The following is a 15,461-nucleotide window of genomic DNA, read 5'->3' as shown; positions in this document are numbered from 1 at the left end:
ATCAGCCGACGGTCATCGGATTCCATTATCAGCCACTGACTGATTTCCTGCACTTCGAAGGCAACGGCCGATGGAGTGGGCCGGTGGTCCTCCGGCCGTGTGTCAGTGAGCGCCGCATATGACACCCGGCTAAATTCCTCGGGGAGGAGGTGCCGGGGCGATGAAGGGGATCCGGTGGCGGCGGTTTTTGCTGTTCCTGGCGTTGGCCGCGCTGTGGTGGGGGTGTCCCGCCGCGCAGGCACAACAGAACAATAGCGTCAATTGTCGGGATAATCAGCTCGATACCAGCACCGTCGACGCCGGGATCCGGTTCGACCAGAATCCCGGCGGAAACTACGTCAGAGTCTATTCCACCGAGAAAATCAAGTTACCCCTGGACAAATGGCCCCTGGCGAGGCAGCTGACGTTCAGCGAAGACTCCCGGGAATACCAGACCGCAATGCACTGCCTGCTGCGCGGGCCGGACAATTCGCTGCACACCGGGGAGTGGCGGACCCAGTCACCGGTCGTGAGCATCACGGGCAAAAGAGTCAGTGTCGAATACGATTCCATCGCTTTGATCAACAGTTACAAACCAATTGTGCTGGGTCCCTGGGAGATCAACCGGGAGCAGGACGAGAGATGGCAGGTTCGGCTCCGTCCGCCGACACTCCAGAAGGCAGGCTGGGAGAAAGTCGAGGCCGACCTGGGCGGCCTGGATTTCAATGACCGCTCCGGACTCGCATTCCGCTCCACGGAGAAGAGACTGGTATGGGAGAACAACCGGCCCACCAGTATCCGGCTCGAGGTCGACCTCCCGTGGCAGCGCTCCTGGGTCCTCAGCTACGGCCAGTCGTTCTGGAGCACGGCAGGAGTCGCGGCCTGGTGGGTGTGCGCTTCCGCCGTGATCGCACTCGCGGCGCTGCGTACCCGGCGGGCCCATCCGGTCGGCGCCGCCGGCAGCGGGCACGACGACAACCCCACACAGGCCGTTCTGCAGTGGGCCGTGCTCAGCGGGGCGGTCGCCCTGATGCTGATTCTGCTCAACTCCCAGAATTCGATCAGCCCGCACGGGTACACCCTCGTCTGCATCGCCGCCGGACTGGCGCTCGTCCTCGTCGCCCGTCCCTGGTGCGGCGGCGGTCCGATCACGACCGCAGGCGGTACGACCGCTAGCGGTACAGCCGCACGCGGTACAGCCGCAGGCGGTACCGCCGCAGGCGGTACAGCCGCAGGCGGTACCGCCGCAGACGGTACGACCGCAGACGGTACGACCGCCGCGTCCGGCCCCTTCGAGGACCGACGGCGTCGCCAGGCGCCCGCCGTCATCGGCACGGCCTCGACGGTGGCCGCGGTCGGCCTGCTCGTGGTCCTGGCACCCGAGCTGTTCGGCCTGCCGCCGACGCTGGTGTCGAAGGTGGCACCCAGCGCCTCCGCCAAGTTCGGGTACGTGCTGATCGACCTGGCCACCGTGTGGTTGTGGCTGGCCGCCATGACCGCGTGGGCATGGCGCTTCGGACGCGAGGGAGCCCTGATCCCGGCCTCCTGGACCGCCCGGTGGGACAAGGCGCCGGTTCGTTGCGTCGCCGTCCTCTCCGCGCTGCTCGGGGTGGTCGCCGCAGGCCTGCTCCTCTACCTCTGCTGGGAAAGCGAGAACCAGTGGAGACGAATCACCTGGCTCACCGGCCAGAACACCGGGGCCCAGCACGGGGCGTACGTCAGCAAGTACCTGGGAGGATTCCCCGGCACCGAGCTCACCTGGGTCTTCTCCTACAGTTGGGTCCTGACGGGTATCGCGCTCCTGGCCCTGTTGCACATTCGCAGCAAAACGCCACGGGTCCGGACCGGCCGTAAACGGAAAAGTACCGCTCTGGGCCCGGAAGGGCCGGACCTGCTGCTCACCGCGGTGGTGTTCGCCTTCACCACGGGTCTGCAGGGCGCCACACTGGCGGGGAACAGCGCCCAGTACAGCCTCTGGCTCATCCTGAACATCGGCTCGTTGTTCGCGGTCCTCGCCGCAGGGCGACGGTGGTCGGTACTGAGCCAGTTGGGCGACGCCTTCTACGTGAAGAGGCTGAGCACCAAGAAGCGTCGCCGTGCGCTGATGGCCAAGGCCCATGAGTACCGCAGCCTCAACCACCAGTTGGGACTGCTGGACCAAGGGCGCGCCGAAGGCGTCACCTGCGAACAACTGGAGGGCCGGCTGCACGGGTTGCGCCGGTGGCTGGCGGACGGCTGCGGCCACAACAACCCGCCCGAGCACATTTCCGTTCTGGAAGCCGCCCTGGCCTGGGGACCGGAAGGCCGCTGGTGGACGAACGCCCTGCGCACCGCGCGGCCGGCCTTCTGCTTCGGGATCCCGGCCAGCGGAGCGCTGCTCTATCTGCAGTTGCACAATCCCTGGAACATGCTGCAACTCAGCTTCCAGCCCACGGGAATTCCCAATGTCGTCGCAAGTCTCATCGCCTATCAGGTGGCCTGGGCCGCCGCCGGGTTCGTCCTGGGCGCGCTCTGGCGCCTGCTCCCCGGCCGTCGCAGCCCCGTTCGCGCCTGGAGCCTCACCTCCGCCTACGCCGTGCCCGCCTGCCTCGCCGTGCTGCTCAACAGGTTCACCGACGTGGACTTCGGCATGCTGCTTCTCTACTCCGTGCTCATGCTGATCATCCTGACGCTCACCAGCATCTGGATGGACACCTCGACGTTCAGGAAGGAACGGCAGTACTGGCCCAGTCGTTTCGCACTACTGCTGTCCGTCTACCAGCTCCGGGGCCTGTCCGGGCACATCACCTGGCTGCTTGCCCAGCTCGCGGCAGCGGCGACCATCTGGCAGCAACTGGCCCGCGGCTAGCGGGCGCGCCCCGGACCGCCGCAGGGCTGCGGCGGTCCGGGGCGCGCCCACCAGGACCTAGGCGGTGTACGCGGCGATGTCCTTGACCACGGCGAACCCGAGCCCGTACGCGCTCATGCCCCGCCCGTACGCCCCGAGGTGCACACCCTGCCCGGTGGAACCGGCGAGCACCCACCCGAACTCCGACTCCCGGTAGTAGAACGAGACCGCGGCCCCGTCCACCGGCAGCGAGAGCCGGGACCACTCCGGCCCTTCGAGATCGTCGGCCAGAGCCCACGCGGTCTCCGTCTGCTGCTCCAGCCAGTCGTCCCGCAGGCTGTGGTCCATCTGCCCGGGCCAGGTGAACGACAGCAGCCCCACTCCGGCCAGCCACGCCGCCGAGGAGACCGATGTCGCCTCCAGCAGCCCCGTACCGTCGGCGCTCCTCCGGGACGGCTGCGCGGCGACGGTGACCACCACCGCGAACTTCTCCCGCGGCTCACCGGCGGCGCCGCTCTCACTCCGTACGGACGGCTCGTCACCGTGCCCTATCGAACCGTGCTCGACGGCACCGTCGGCCGCCGTACCGACCTGCATCAGCCAGCGCGGCCCGGTGAACGCCTCGTCGAGGCCGTACCACGGGAAGGGCGCCTGCAGGTATCCGTCGACCGTGCGCCGGGCGGAGAGAAACTGCTGTCCACCCTCCGCAGCCGGCGCCTGCGCGCCCACCCGACTCGTCGTCTCCATCTGCCCGGACGCCTCCTCGCTCTCGTCGGACCGGGGCGGCCCGCCCCCCTTCGGGCGCACTCGTCCGGTCCGCACAACAACTCGGCAGCATATCCACCCGGCCGAGGGCCGCAGGGCAGGCGCTGGATGCGTGGGTCGCGCGAACGACCTGTTCAAGCCGTGTGCGACGGGGGTGTGCTATGAAACGCGTCACGTGCGCGGCATGCGCCCGCGTGCGCGTGTCGGCGACCGCCGGCCGCGGCCGGTGCGTCGGTGGGAACGCTGGGTCAGGTGGCGTCCGCGTCGAACGGCGGCCGCTCGTCCGTGCCGGGCCCCTCGGGCTTCTTTGTCATGTCGATGCGCCCGCCCGAACCGGAATTTCCGGATCCGGAATTCCCGGAGCCGGAATTCGAGGACGAGGACGACGCGGAAGAAGAGGCCGAGGAAGAAGTCGAGGAGGCAGCGGAAGCCTCACTGTCCCAGCCGTTGACGGCGTCCGTGACCTCGGCCATCTCCTTCTTCAGGTCGAAGCCGTTGCGGATCTCCTTCAGGCCCAGCTCGTCATTGTCCAGCTGCTTGCGGATGAACGTCTTGGGATTGAGGTCCTCGAATTCGAAGTCCTTGAACTCGGGGCCCAGTTCGCTGCGGATGTCCTGCTTGGCGCTCTCCGAGAACTCGCGGATCTTCCGGATCGTGCGCGTCACGTCCTGGATGACCTTGGGGAGCTTGTCCGGGCCGAAGACGAGCACGGCAATGACGACGATCGTCACCAGCTCCAGTGGCCCTATGTCATTGAACACCTGACGCTCCTTGCGTGTCCTCGGTCGCTCAACGGTACCCGGCGTTGCTGTCCGACCGGTACCGTCCCGAGGTGAGACTTGTGTCAGTTCTGCTCCGCCGCGCCGAGCACCAGCGCAATCTCCCGGTCGGTGCCGTCGCGCCGCACCGTCAGCCGTAGCCGGTCGCCGGGCCGGTGGGCACGGATCTTGACGATCAGTTCCTCGGCGGTGTGGACGCGCTCCGCATCGACCTCGGTGATCACATCGCCCGCCTTCAGACCGGCCCGGTCACCGGGGCCGCCCCTGGTGACGGCGGGGCCGCCGCTCGCGCTCTTGCTGTCCACACGGGCGCCGTCGCCGGTGTAGGCCATGTCGAGCGTGACGCCTATGACGGGGTGGGTCGCCCGGCCGTCGTTGATCAGCTCCTCTGCGACGCGCTTGGCCTGGTTCACGGGGATGGCGAAGCCGAGGCCGATGGAGCCGGACTGGCCGGCGCCCGAGTCGGAGCCGTCGTCGGCGGAACGGATGGCCGAGTTGATGCCGATCACCCGGGCGCGGGAGTCGAGCAGCGGTCCGCCGGAGTTGCCCGGGTTGATGGGCGCGTCGGTCTGCAGCGCGTCGACGTAGCTGACGTCGCTCCCGTCACCCTTTTCGCCGCCCGCCGTTATGGGGCGTTCCTTGGCGCTGATGATGCCGGAGGTCACGGTGTTGGCCAGGTCGAAGGGCGCGCCGATGGCGACGACGGCGTCGCCGACCCGGACGTCGTCGGAGTTCCCGAGCGGCAGCGGGGTGAGCCCGTGCACGCCGTGGACCTGGACGACGGCGAGGTCGTAGCCGCTGTCGTGGCCGACCACCTTGGCCCTGACGGTGTCGCCGCTGCTGAAGGTGACGGTGATCGAGCCGCCGGCTCCGGCGGGGGCGACGACGTGGTTGTTGGTGAGGATGTGCCCCTGGGTGTCGAGTACGAAGCCGGTGCCGGTGTCGGACTGGTCGGTCCCGGAGACGTGCAGTGTGACGACGCTGGGCAGCGCGCGGGCGGCGATCCCGGCCACACTGTTCGGTGCCCGCCCGGCGGGCACCGAGCCGGCCTGCGGCAGGTGCACATCGCCGCCGAGTCCCTGCCTCTCGACATAGGCTCCGACGACGCCGCCGACCCCCGCGCAGACAAGAGCGACGACCAGGGTCCACCCCAGCACCAACCGCCTGCTCCACCGCCCGTCCCTCGCTCCGACGGCTCCGGTCTGCTGGAGGACCCCGTGCAGGAGAGCCTGCTCCTGCGCCGACCCGGGAGCCCAGGGGTCATAACGCCCCCAGGGGTCACCCACGGCGTGCGCGGCTTGTGCGGGGAGGGGCACGGGGGCGCCGACTGCGGGGGGCGGGGCAGCGGCGCCGGGACCCTGCGAACCGAGCCCGGGCACCGAGCCCGTCGGCGCGGGAACCCCCGACGCGGAAGCCGGGGTCACGGGCACCGGGGCGGGAGCCGATGGCGTGGGGGTGGGCATGGGGGCCGGAGGTGTGGACCCGGTCATGGGTGCGGGAGCCGGAGGCGCGGGAGCACCGGCGGCCGGGGCCGCAGGCACCGGGGCAGGAGCAGGGGGCGCGGGCGCGGCGGCACCGGGCGCGGGGATGGGCGCGGGCGCGGGGATGGGCGCGGGCGCGGGGATGGGCGCGGGCGCGGCGGCACCTGGCGTCTGAGCCCCCGGCACAGGCGCAGGGGCGCCGGGCGCAAGAGTGCCTGGTGCAGGTGCGGAGGCGCCGGGCGCAAGAGTGCCCGGCGCGGAAGCACCGGCGACCGGCACCGCAGGCACCGGAGCAGGAGCCGAAGGCGCGGGCACCGGCGCGGCAGGCCCGTGAGTGCCCGGCGTGGGCGCGGGAGCGCCGGGTGCCGGTGCCGAGGGGGCGGGGGCTGCCTGGGCCGCGGCCGCTGCCGGGTGCTGGACGGGCGGTGCGGGTGCCCAGGGGCCCGGCTCACCGTAGGGTGGGGTGCCGTAGGGGTCGGGGTCGTGCAGGGGCTTGGGACGCCCTGTGGGAGCCGCCCAGGCGCTGTCGCCGGGCCCAGCCGGTACGTCGGTCGCCGCACCCCTGTTCGCCTCGGCCTCGCCCGCCTCGAAGCCGACGCCGGCGGCAGACGACGGCTTGGCCAGTTCGAAGTCCCCCTCGGCCATGGCCATGGCCGCCGCCTCGGCTCCGTCCGACGCCCCGGAATTCGCGCCCCCGGAACTCTCGGCCCCCGACGCCAGCGCCTCGGGCTCGACCCCCTCGGACGCACCCGCCTCCGGCTCGCCCCCCTCGGACGCACCCGCCTCGGACACAACCGCCTGGGACTCGACCACCCCCGACGCCACCGCATCGGGCTCGACTCCCTCGGACGCCACCGCCTCCGGCTCGCCTCCCTCCGACGCACCCGCCTCGGACACAACCGCCTGGGACTCGACCACCCCCGACGCCACCGCATCGGACTCGCCCCCCTCGGACGCACCCGCCTCCGGCTCGCCTCCCTCCGACGCCGCCGTCCCGGGCCTCTCCGCATTGCCCCCCGTGGCCTCGCGCGTGTCTGCCGCAGGCTCGGTCTCAGGCGTCCCGGACCGCTCGGACGGCTCGCTCCCGGGTCTCCCCGTGCGGGACCGCACGGGCCGGGCCCCCTCGGCCTGCGGTGCTGTCTCCCGGCCGGTGTCGTCCGGTCGGCCGGGCGGCGTCGCCCCCGCCGGTCCCTCCGGTTCCTGCCCCGGCGGGACGCGGTTCCCCTCGTTCATGCTCTCCCCACAGCTGGCCGCGGCCGCACGCTTCGGCGGCGACCGCGGAACGTCGACTACGCCCCCGGGTCATCGCCGCGGGAACGGCCCTCACCGGATTCAACCAGGTTCGCGGGCCGTGGCGCAGTGGCCGGTCAGGGGGTTTGCAAGGGCGCGGAAGGGGACGGCGCGGGTGCGGCGGACGCGGCGGGGGACGTGGGGCTGGGGACGGGGGCGGTCAGCAGGCCGGAGCCGGTCACTCCGGGGACCGTGGACCAGGCGTTGAGCGGGTAGACCACGGTGTCGTCGAGCGGACGTATCAGCGGGGAGATCGCGGCCGCACCGGCCATCACCGGCGCGGCCAGGCCGCGCAAGGCGTCGCCCGGGGTCTGCCCGGTCGCGGAGGGCGGCATGCCGGGCACCAGCGGCGCGGACATCGACGTCGGCGCCGCCGAGGTCTGCCCGAGCAGCGCGCTGCCCTGGACGAGCAGCGGGCCCGTCGAGCGGCGCCGCTGGCCGGTGCTGTCGGGTGTGACCGCACCTGCGCCCGAACCGGCCGAGCGTGCGGGAACGATGCTGCCGGTGCCGGCGCCGCCGCGGGCGTCCGCGGAGGTGTCGCCAGGGAAGGCGGTGGTCACGCCGCCGAGGGCGACCGCGGCCAGTGAGACCGCACCCGCGGCGACGAACGCGAACCGCAGGCCGCGCGAGGCGGAGCGGACCTCGTCCGGACGGCCGACGGGATGGATGCGGAAGCCGCGCTCATGGGCCGCGGGGGCCGGGCCGTGGGGACGGGCAGGCACGTACCCGAACGCGAAACGCTCCCCGCGCCGCGCTCCGAAGACCCCGGAGACGTCCGGTATGCCGGACAGGCCGGACGCTCCACCGAAGCCGTCGCCTCTTCCGGCCGGCTCGTCCTGAGCGTCGTCCCCGAAGAGACCGCCGCCCGGCGGGGACATGCCGTCACCGCCCGCGGGCAGGCCCTGGAGGCGGGCCAGGAGGCTCGCCGAGGGCGGCGGCGGGGCCGCCTCCGCGAACACGTTCTTCAGCCGGCGCTGGGCGTCCGCCTCCGCCTTGCACCGGGCACAGGTGGCCAGGTGCGCGAGGACCCGCTCACGCGACTCATGACCGAGCTCTCCGTCCACCAGGGCGGAGAGTCGGTCTCCCAGGTGCTGCTCTGCGAGGTGCGCCTCCGCAGGTTTCGACCGAGATCCACTCACGCGGTCGCGCCCCCTCCTCCCAGAGCGGGGACACGGGTCATGAAGGAGCGCCGTTCGGCCGCGCGCGCCTCCGGGGACCGGTGCGCGAGGGCCTTGCGGAGCTGCGAGCGGCCGCGGTGGATACGGGAGCGGACCGTGCCGAGCTTCACGCCGAGGGTCGCGGCGATCTCCTCGTACGACAGTCCCTCGATGTCGCACAGGACGACGGCGGCGCGGAACTCGGGCGCCAGGGTGTCGAGGGCCTGCTGGACGTCGGCGTCGAAGTGCGCGTCGTTGAGGAGCTGCTGCGGGGTGGGCTCACGGCTGGCCAGGCGCTCGGCCGCGTCGTCGCCGAGGGCGTCGAAGCGGATGCGCTGCTTACGGCGGACCATGTCCAGGAAGAGGTTGGTGGTGATGCGGTGCAGCCAGCCCTCGAAGGTGCCCGGCGAGTACGTCGACAGGGACCGGAAGACACGGACGAAGACCTCCTGGGTGAGGTCCTCGGCGTCGTGCTGGTTGCCCGTCAGGCGGTACGCCAGGCGGTAGACCCGGGCGCTGTGCGTGCTGACGATCTCCTCCCACGTGGGCGGAGTCCACGCCTGCCCGTCCGCGTCGGTGGAGAAGGTCGCGGTCTGGGCCTCGCCTGCGGCGAAACCGGCGTGGTGGTCAGCAGCGGTGTCGGTCACGGATTTCGGCCTGCCCGCCGACCCGAGGAAGCGCCGCAGCACTCCGCCCCGATCTCCGGGCGCAGCCGCACCTCCCCTGTCGGCTCTGGTGGTGTCCAGTGGAGCCCCTACCATAGCCACCTCGCCCGTTAGCTCCGGATAAGCGGTTTTACGAGAATTTGATACTTGCTGATACGGCTCATGCTGCTGCGTCAGCAGTTGCTCGGTGCCCCGATCCACCTCATACCCCCCGTCGTGCGGCCGGCCACCGTCTCTTCCCCTTAAACGTCCGGTCCCATCTGCGGGTTCCCGACGCCAACGGATACAGTCACGCCCAGGCAACCACGGGGACAGGAGAGGGTCATTACCGGCAACCGGCAGACGAGCTGGGCGTTCGCCGACGCCTACGTCGCCGAGGACGAAGCGCTGCACTGGGCCCGCGACCGGGCCCGCGAGGCAGGGCTGCGCTCGGTGTCGCCCGGCACGGGCGCCGCGCTGCGACTGCTCGCCGCCTCCGTGGACGCCAAGGCCGTCGCGGAGATAGGTACCGGCTGCGGGGTGTCCGGAATCCATCTGCTGCACGGCATGCGTCCGGACGGGGTGCTCACCACGGTCGACCCGGAACCGGAGCACCAGCAGTTCGCCCGGCAGGCCTTCCGCGCCTGCGGCTTCGCCAGCAACCGGGCCCGCTTCATACCGGGCCGCGCCCTGGATGTCCTGCCCCGGCTCGCGGACGCGGGCTACGACCTCGTCTTCTGCGACGGCGACCGCCAGGAGTACTCCGACTACCTCACTGAATCCTTGCGCCTGCTGCGACCTGGCGGCCTGGTGGTCTTCGAGGGCGTCTTCGCGGGCGGCCGTACGGTCGACTCGGGGCCGCAGCCGACGGAAGTGCTGCGGCTGCGCGAACTGCTGCGCTCGGTGCGCGAGAGCCAGGAGCTGGTCTCGTCGCTGCTGCCGGTGGGCGACGGGCTGCTGTGCGCCGTCAAGAAGTGAACGTCCACAGGGCGAGCGTCCGCGCGGGGAACGTCATCGCGCGGTGAGTGTCCGGTCGCCCGGTCCGGGTACGCGGCTGCCCCGGCAGCGCGCGTACGATGCCGGGGCAGCCGCGAGGACTGATTCGCCGACCCGTCAGACGACGACGTTCTTCAAGGCGTCGGCGAGCGCCGCGGCCTCATCAGGGGTCAGCTCGACGACGAGTCGACCGCCGCCTTCGAGCGGAACGCGCATGACGATGCCCCGCCCCTCCTTGGTCACCTCGAGCGGGCCATCACCCGTCCGCGGCTTCATGGCCGCCATGCTCGTTCCCCTTCCTGAAACCAGCTCATCGTCTGCCGAGAGCCCCCGGAGGGCACCCGCGGTTCCCAAACGGACACGCGACACCGGCATCGAACACATTGCTTCCCGGCCATTATCCCGCATCGCAGGACCCGATGACCAACATCAGTCGGCATCGCTTGGGCAACGCGCGCGAGCAAAACCACCCAATTCGGGGATGTGGCTGCGATACTGCGCCTCCGCACGGACATACGCCGACCGGATGCGCTCCGATTTTCTTTGACGCAGGTCACATGACCGGTCCGGCCCTTGGGCGACGATCTCCGCCATGCTGTCCTCGTACATGGACGTACTGAGCGGTACGTCATCCGTGACACCGGAGGGAATGCCCCATGGCCGACACCGTGCTCTACGAGGTGAGCGACGGACTCGCGACGATCACGCTGAACCGCCCCGAGGCCATGAACGCGCTGAACATCGCGACGAAGGCCGCCCTGCGGGAGGCGGCGGAATCGGCGGCCGGGGACACGGCCGTACGGGCGATCCTGCTGACCGCCGCCGGGGACCGGGCGTTCTGCGTGGGCCAGGACCTCAAGGAGCACATCGGGCTGCTCGCCGCCGACCGTGAGTCGGGTGCCGGGCAGACGATGAGCACGGTCAAGGAGCACTACAACCCGATCGTCACGGCACTCGCCGGGGCGCCGAAGCCGGTCGTCGCCGCGGTGAACGGTGTCGCGGCCGGGGCGGGCTTCGGCTTCGCGCTCGCCGCGGACCACCGGATCGTGGCCGACACGGCCGCCTTCAACACGTCGTTCGCGGGCGTCGCGCTGACCGCCGACTCCGGCGTCTCCTGGACCCTGCCCCGGGTGATCGGCCCGAGCCGCGCCGCCGACCTGCTGCTCTTCCCGCGCAGCATCAGCGCCCAGGACGCGCTGGAGCTGGGCATCGCCAACCGAGTCGTCCCCTACGCCGAGCTGCGCGCCGAGGCGGAGAAGGTGGCTCGGGCGCTGGCCGAGGGGCCGACGGTGGCGTACGCGGCGATCAAGGAGGCCGTGGCGTACGGGCTCACGCACTCTCTGGTGCAGACGCTGGCGAAGGAGGACGAGCTGCAGGCCCGGGCGGGGCAGTCCGAGGATCACGCGATCGCGGTGCAGGCCTTCGTCAACAAGGAGAAGCCCAAGTACCTGGGCCGGTGAACGGTCAACGGGCGGGCGGGCTGATACGGCTCACGCAGGCCTCCAGGTGATCGTTCACCAGCCCGCACGCCTGCATCAGCGCGTACGCCGTCGTCGGCCCGACGAACCGCAGACCCCGCTTCTTGAGGGCCTTCGACAGGGCCGTCGACTGCGGGGTGACCGCCGGGATGTCGGCAAGGATCCTAGGGGCCGGGCGGCCGGCCGGGTCCGGGGCGTGGGACCAGATCAGCTCGTCCAGTTCGCCCTCGGACCAGTCGGCGAGCACGCGCGCGTTGGCGAGCGTGGCGTCGATCTTGGCGCGGTTGCGGATGATGCCCACGTCGGCCAGCAGCCGCGCGCGGTCGTCGTCGGTGAAGGCGGCGACCTTCTCGATGCGGAAGCCGGCGAAGGCCGCGCGAAAGCCCGGGCGGCGACGCAGGATCGTGATCCAGGACAGGCCCGACTGGAAGGCCTCCAGGCTGATCCGCTCGAAGAGGGCGTCGTCGCCGTGGACCGGACGGCCCCACTCCTCGTCGTGGTACGACACGTAGTCCTCGGTGGACAGGGCCCACGGGCAGCGCAGGGCGCCGTCCGGCCCGGCGACGGCGGCTCCGTCGGTCATCACCGCTCCTCCTGCTCGGGCTTGGCGAGGCGGGGGTGCGCGGCGGCGGCCCGGGCTCCGGCCAGCGCCGACTCCAGGTCGGCGATCCGGGCGTCCCGCTCGGAGAGCTCGGCGGCGAGGCGGCCGAGGGCGTCGTCGACGTCCGCCATGCGGTAGCCGCGCGGGGCGAGCGGGAAGCGCAGGCTCTCCACGTCGGCGCGGTCCACCGGGCGGTCCGCGGGCAGCGGGTCGTGGAGCCGCTCCGGCGCCGCCTCGGGCAGGGGGGCGCTCTCGCCGCCGCCCACCACGGCGAGTGTCACCGCGGCGACCACGACGGCCAGCGCGACGACCAGGAACAAGAACATCACCATCGCCTTAGGGTCCCCACGCTCGATGCCGGTCGTTGTGCCGGACGCCGAAACTGTCAGAGTCCGATCGTGCCATGCGAGTCTGACAGTCAGGGTCGCAGGCGGCTGCACTGCGCAAGGTACTAGGAGAGGTCACAGCGGATGCTCAGGCTGGGCAGTCGGGAATTCGGGCCCCACGAGCCGGTGATCATGGCGATCGTCAACCGGACCCCCGACTCCTTCTACGACCAGGGGGCCACGTTCCGCGACGAACCCGCTCTCGCGCGTGTGGAACAGGCAGTGGCCGAGGGTGCCGCGATCATCGACGTCGGCGGGGTGAAGGCCGGGCCGGGCGAGGAGGTCACGGCCGACGAGGAGGCCCGACGGACGGTCGGCTTCGTGGCGGAGGTCCGGCGGCGCTTCCCGGACGTGGTCATCAGCGTGGACACCTGGCGGGCCGAGGTCGGCGAGGCCGTGTGCGAGGCGGGGGCGGACCTGCTGAACGATGCGTGGGGCGGTGTCGACCCCGGGCTGGCGGAGGTCGCCGCGCGCCACCGGGTGGGGCTGGTGTGCACGCACGCGGGGGGCGCGCAGCCGCGCACGCGTCCGCACCGGGTGACGTACGACGACGTCATGGCCGACATCCTCGAGGTGACGCTGGCACTGGCGGAGCGGGCGGTCGCGCTGGGCGTGCCGAGGGAGTCGGTTCTCATCGATCCCGGGCACGACTTCGGGAAGAACACCCGGCACAGCCTGGAGGCGACGCGGCGGCTGCCCGAGATGGTCGCGACGGGCTGGCCGGTCCTGGTCTCACTGTCCAACAAGGACTTCGTCGGCGAGACGCTGGACCGGCCGGTGAAGGAACGGCTGATCGGGACGCTGGCGACCACCGCGGTCTCGGCATGGCTCGGGGCTCAGGTGTACCGGGTCCACGAGGTGGCCGAGACCCGGCAGGTACTGGACATGGTCGCCACCATCGCCGGCCACCGGCCCCCTGCGGTGGCGCGCCGCGGCCTGGCCTGACGGCCGTCCCCGGCCCTGCGGGAGTGCGCCGGGATCGCACCGCTCACCGTGCGGTCGCCCCGGCCGTCTCCCGTGCCCTCCGGCCGGCCGGGTCGGGCCGGCCGGAGGTCCGCGTCAGCGGGCCGCCTCCTTCGAGACCAGGGCCACCGCTTCCTCCACCTCGTCCGTGACGTGGAACAGGAGGAGGTCCTTCTCCGTGGCCTTGCCCTGGGCGACCAGGGTGTTGCGGAGCCAGGAGACCAGGCCGCCCCAGTACTCGCTGCCGAACAGGACGATCGGGAAGCGGGTGACCTTCTGGGTCTGGACCAGGGTGAGGGCCTCGAAGAGTTCGTCCAACGTGCCGAGGCCACCGGGCAGGACCACGAAACCCTGCGCGTACTTCACGAACATCATCTTGCGGACGAAGAAGTAGCGGAAGTTCAGGCCGATGTCGACGTAGGGGTTCAGGCCCTGCTCGAACGGCAGCTCGATGCCGAGGCCGACCGAGACGCCGCCCGCCTCGCAGGCGCCCTTGTTGGCCGCCTCCATCGCCCCGGGGCCACCGCCCGTGATCACCGCCCAGCCCGCCTCGACCAGGCCACGGCCGAGCCGTACGCCCGCGTCGTACTCCGGCGAGTCCACCGGGGTGCGTGCCGAGCCGAACACGCTGATCGCGGGCGGGAGTTCGGTGAGCGTGCCGAAGCCCTCGATGAACTCCGACTGGATCCGCAGGACCCGCCAGGGGTCGGTGTGGACCCAGTCGGTGGGGGCGCGCTCGTCCAGCAGCCGCTGGTCGGTCGTGCTCGGTGTCACCTGTCCGCGCCGTCGGAGGACCGGTCCCAGGCGCTGCTCGTCCGGCGGGATCTTCTTTCCCTCGGGGTTGCCGGTAGGCATGGTGCGCTCCCTCCGCTTGCCGGTAGTTCGACCTCAGACTAGATCGCCGCGGGTTACGGAGGGGGGACGTATGCATGTCCGGCGTGCAGCGACGCGCGCCGCGGGGTTACGCCGTGAGCCACTCGCGCAGGCGCTCCTCGCCCGCGAGGATCCTGGCCGTCTCCACCCGCTCGTCGCGCTTGTGCGCCAAGTGCGGGTTGCCCGGGCCGTAGTTGACGGCCGGGATGCCGAGGGCGGAGAAGCGGGAGACGTCCGTCCAGCCGTACTTGGGCTGCGGGGTGCCGCCCACCGCCTCGATGAAGGCCGCCGCGGCCGGATGGGACAGGCCGGGCAGCGCGCCGCCGCTGTGGTCGTCGACCACGAACTCCGTCACCCCGCAGTCGGCGAAGACCTCGCGGACGTGCGCGATCGCCTCCTCCTCGGTGCGGTCGGGGGCGTAGCGGAAGTTGACCGTGACCACGCACTCGTCGGGGATGACGTTGCCGGCCACTCCCCCGCCGATGCGCACCGCGTTCAGGCCCTCGCGGTACTCCAGGCCGTCGATGACGGGGTAGCGGGGCTCGTAGGCCGCCAGGCGGGCCAGGACGGGGGCCGCCGCGTGGATGGCGTTGGAGCCCATCCAGGAGCGCGCGGAGTGGGCCCGCTCGCCCGCGGTCTTCAGCAGCACCCGCAGCGTGCCCTGGCAGCCGCCCTCGACCTGGCCGTCGGAGGGCTCCAGCAGGATCGCGAAGTCGCCCTGAAGCCAGTCGGGATGGGCCTCGGCCACGTGCCGGAGTCCGTTGCGCTCGGCCTCGACCTCTTCGTTGTCGTAGAAGACGAAGGTCAGGTCGCGGTTGGGGGCGGGGACCGTGGCCGCGATGCGCAGCTGCACCGCGACGCCGGACTTCATGTCGCAGGTGCCGCAGCCCCACAGCACGCCGTCCTCGTCGAGCCGCGAGGGCACGTTGCCGGCGATCGGGACGGTGTCGATGTGGCCGGCCAGGATGACACGCTCGGCCCGGCCCAGATTCGTGCGGGCGACCACGTTGTTGCCGTGGCGGTCCACCGTCAGGTGCGGCAGGGCGCGCAGGGCTGCCTCGACCGCGTCCGCGAGCGGCTTCTCGGTCCCGCTCTCGGAGGGGAGGTCCACGAGCTGCGCGGTGAGCGCGGCGGCGTCGAGCGTGAGGTCAAGCGAGGTGTCGGCCATGCCCCGACCCTAGCGCGACGCCCGCCGGGACCCGATCCGCCGCCCGCCGCGCTCCGTCACCCGCCGTACGGCCC

General features: G+C 71.7%; 15 protein-coding genes. 4 read left to right on the top strand and 11 right to left on the bottom strand.

Annotated elements, in window-relative coordinates:
- The first annotated feature begins 160 nt into the window (after positions 1 to 160).
- Complete coding sequence (locus GQF42_RS45040; RefSeq protein WP_199272827.1) at positions 161 to 2,827, top strand: DUF6185 family protein; 2,667 nt, start codon at positions 161 to 163, stop codon at positions 2,825 to 2,827.
- A gap of 57 nt (positions 2,828 to 2,884) precedes the next feature.
- Here the strand turns inward: GQF42_RS45040 and GQF42_RS28290 are convergent, their stop codons facing one another.
- The 5 genes from GQF42_RS28290 to sigE all read right to left on the bottom strand — a co-directional run bounded on the left by GQF42_RS28290 (position 2,885) and on the right by sigE (position 8,967).
- On the bottom strand, positions 2,885 to 3,553 hold the full coding sequence (locus GQF42_RS28290; RefSeq protein WP_199272826.1) for a hypothetical protein: 669 nt from the start codon (positions 3,551 to 3,553) through the stop codon (positions 2,885 to 2,887).
- Between the two features lie 266 nt (positions 3,554 to 3,819).
- Entirely contained in the window at positions 3,820 to 4,332 is a 513-nt protein-coding gene (locus GQF42_RS28285) for a sec-independent translocase (protein ID WP_158924451.1), read from the bottom strand.
- A gap of 83 nt (positions 4,333 to 4,415) precedes the next feature.
- Positions 4,416 to 6,146 carry a S1C family serine protease gene (locus GQF42_RS28280; protein ID WP_407699534.1) on the bottom strand — a complete coding sequence of 577 codons (1,731 nt, stop codon included), beginning with the start codon at positions 6,144 to 6,146 and terminating at the stop codon, positions 4,416 to 4,418.
- Positions 6,147 to 7,198: 1,052 nt separating this feature from the next.
- Positions 7,199 to 8,260, bottom strand: coding sequence for a zf-HC2 domain-containing protein (locus GQF42_RS28275; RefSeq protein WP_158924449.1), 1,062 nt, complete (start codon positions 8,258 to 8,260; stop codon positions 7,199 to 7,201).
- Positions 8,257 to 8,967: an RNA polymerase sigma factor SigE gene (gene sigE / locus GQF42_RS28270; RefSeq protein ID WP_158924447.1), complete on the bottom strand. Its 711-nt coding sequence runs from the start codon at positions 8,965 to 8,967 to the stop codon at positions 8,257 to 8,259. Before sigE ends, GQF42_RS28275 begins: the two co-directional genes overlap by 4 nt.
- 234 nt (positions 8,968 to 9,201) lie before the next feature.
- On the opposite strand from sigE, the gene GQF42_RS28265 reads away from it, so the two are divergent.
- Entirely contained in the window at positions 9,202 to 9,900 is a 699-nt protein-coding gene (locus GQF42_RS28265; RefSeq protein ID WP_158930690.1) for an O-methyltransferase, read from the top strand.
- Between the two features lie 135 nt (positions 9,901 to 10,035).
- Here GQF42_RS28265 and GQF42_RS28260 read toward each other — a convergent pair whose 3' ends face one another.
- Positions 10,036 to 10,203 carry a DUF3117 domain-containing protein gene (locus GQF42_RS28260; RefSeq protein WP_004950282.1) on the bottom strand — a complete coding sequence of 56 codons (168 nt, stop codon included), beginning with the start codon at positions 10,201 to 10,203 and terminating at the stop codon, positions 10,036 to 10,038.
- Between the two features lie 144 nt (positions 10,204 to 10,347).
- Positions 10,348 to 10,512 (bottom strand): hypothetical protein, encoded by a 165-nt coding sequence (locus GQF42_RS28255; protein WP_158924445.1) that lies wholly within the window; start codon positions 10,510 to 10,512, stop codon positions 10,348 to 10,350.
- Positions 10,513 to 10,574: 62 nt separating this feature from the next.
- Between GQF42_RS28255 and chcB the strand changes: the two genes are divergently transcribed.
- Entirely contained in the window at positions 10,575 to 11,378 is an 804-nt protein-coding gene (chcB, locus tag GQF42_RS28250; protein WP_158924443.1) for a 2-cyclohexenylcarbonyl CoA isomerase, read from the top strand.
- Positions 11,379 to 11,382: 4 nt separating this feature from the next.
- On the opposite strand, the gene GQF42_RS28245 is transcribed toward chcB, so the two are convergent.
- Together GQF42_RS28245 and GQF42_RS28240 are read right to left on the bottom strand one after the other, a co-directional pair.
- The gene (locus GQF42_RS28245; RefSeq protein WP_158924441.1) at positions 11,383 to 11,979 is read right to left on the bottom strand and encodes a DNA-3-methyladenine glycosylase I; all 597 of its coding nucleotides are present in this window, start codon (positions 11,977 to 11,979) and stop codon (positions 11,383 to 11,385) included.
- A complete protein-coding gene (locus GQF42_RS28240; RefSeq protein WP_158924439.1) occupies positions 11,979 to 12,329 on the bottom strand; it encodes a DivIVA domain-containing protein in 351 nt (116 codons plus the stop codon). Before GQF42_RS28240 ends, GQF42_RS28245 begins: the two co-directional genes overlap by 1 nt.
- Before the next feature lie 138 nt (positions 12,330 to 12,467).
- On the opposite strand from GQF42_RS28240, the gene folP reads away from it, so the two are divergent.
- Positions 12,468 to 13,328, top strand: coding sequence for a dihydropteroate synthase (gene folP / locus GQF42_RS28235; protein WP_158924437.1), 861 nt, complete (start codon positions 12,468 to 12,470; stop codon positions 13,326 to 13,328).
- A 114-nt stretch (positions 13,329 to 13,442) separates the two neighbouring features.
- Here folP and GQF42_RS28230 read toward each other — a convergent pair whose 3' ends face one another.
- On the bottom strand, positions 13,443 to 14,201 hold the full coding sequence (locus GQF42_RS28230) for an LOG family protein (RefSeq protein WP_158924435.1): 759 nt from the start codon (positions 14,199 to 14,201) through the stop codon (positions 13,443 to 13,445).
- A gap of 106 nt (positions 14,202 to 14,307) precedes the next feature.
- Positions 14,308 to 15,387 carry a succinyl-diaminopimelate desuccinylase gene (gene dapE / locus GQF42_RS28225; RefSeq protein WP_158924433.1) on the bottom strand — a complete coding sequence of 360 codons (1,080 nt, stop codon included), beginning with the start codon at positions 15,385 to 15,387 and terminating at the stop codon, positions 14,308 to 14,310.
- Positions 15,388 to 15,461 lie beyond the last annotated feature (74 nt).

The organism is Streptomyces broussonetiae (genome assembly GCF_009796285.1).
In the GTDB taxonomy this organism is placed as follows: Bacteria; Actinomycetota; Actinomycetes; order Streptomycetales; family Streptomycetaceae; genus Streptomyces; species Streptomyces broussonetiae.
This window is presented reverse-complemented; position numbering and strand designations above follow the sequence as displayed.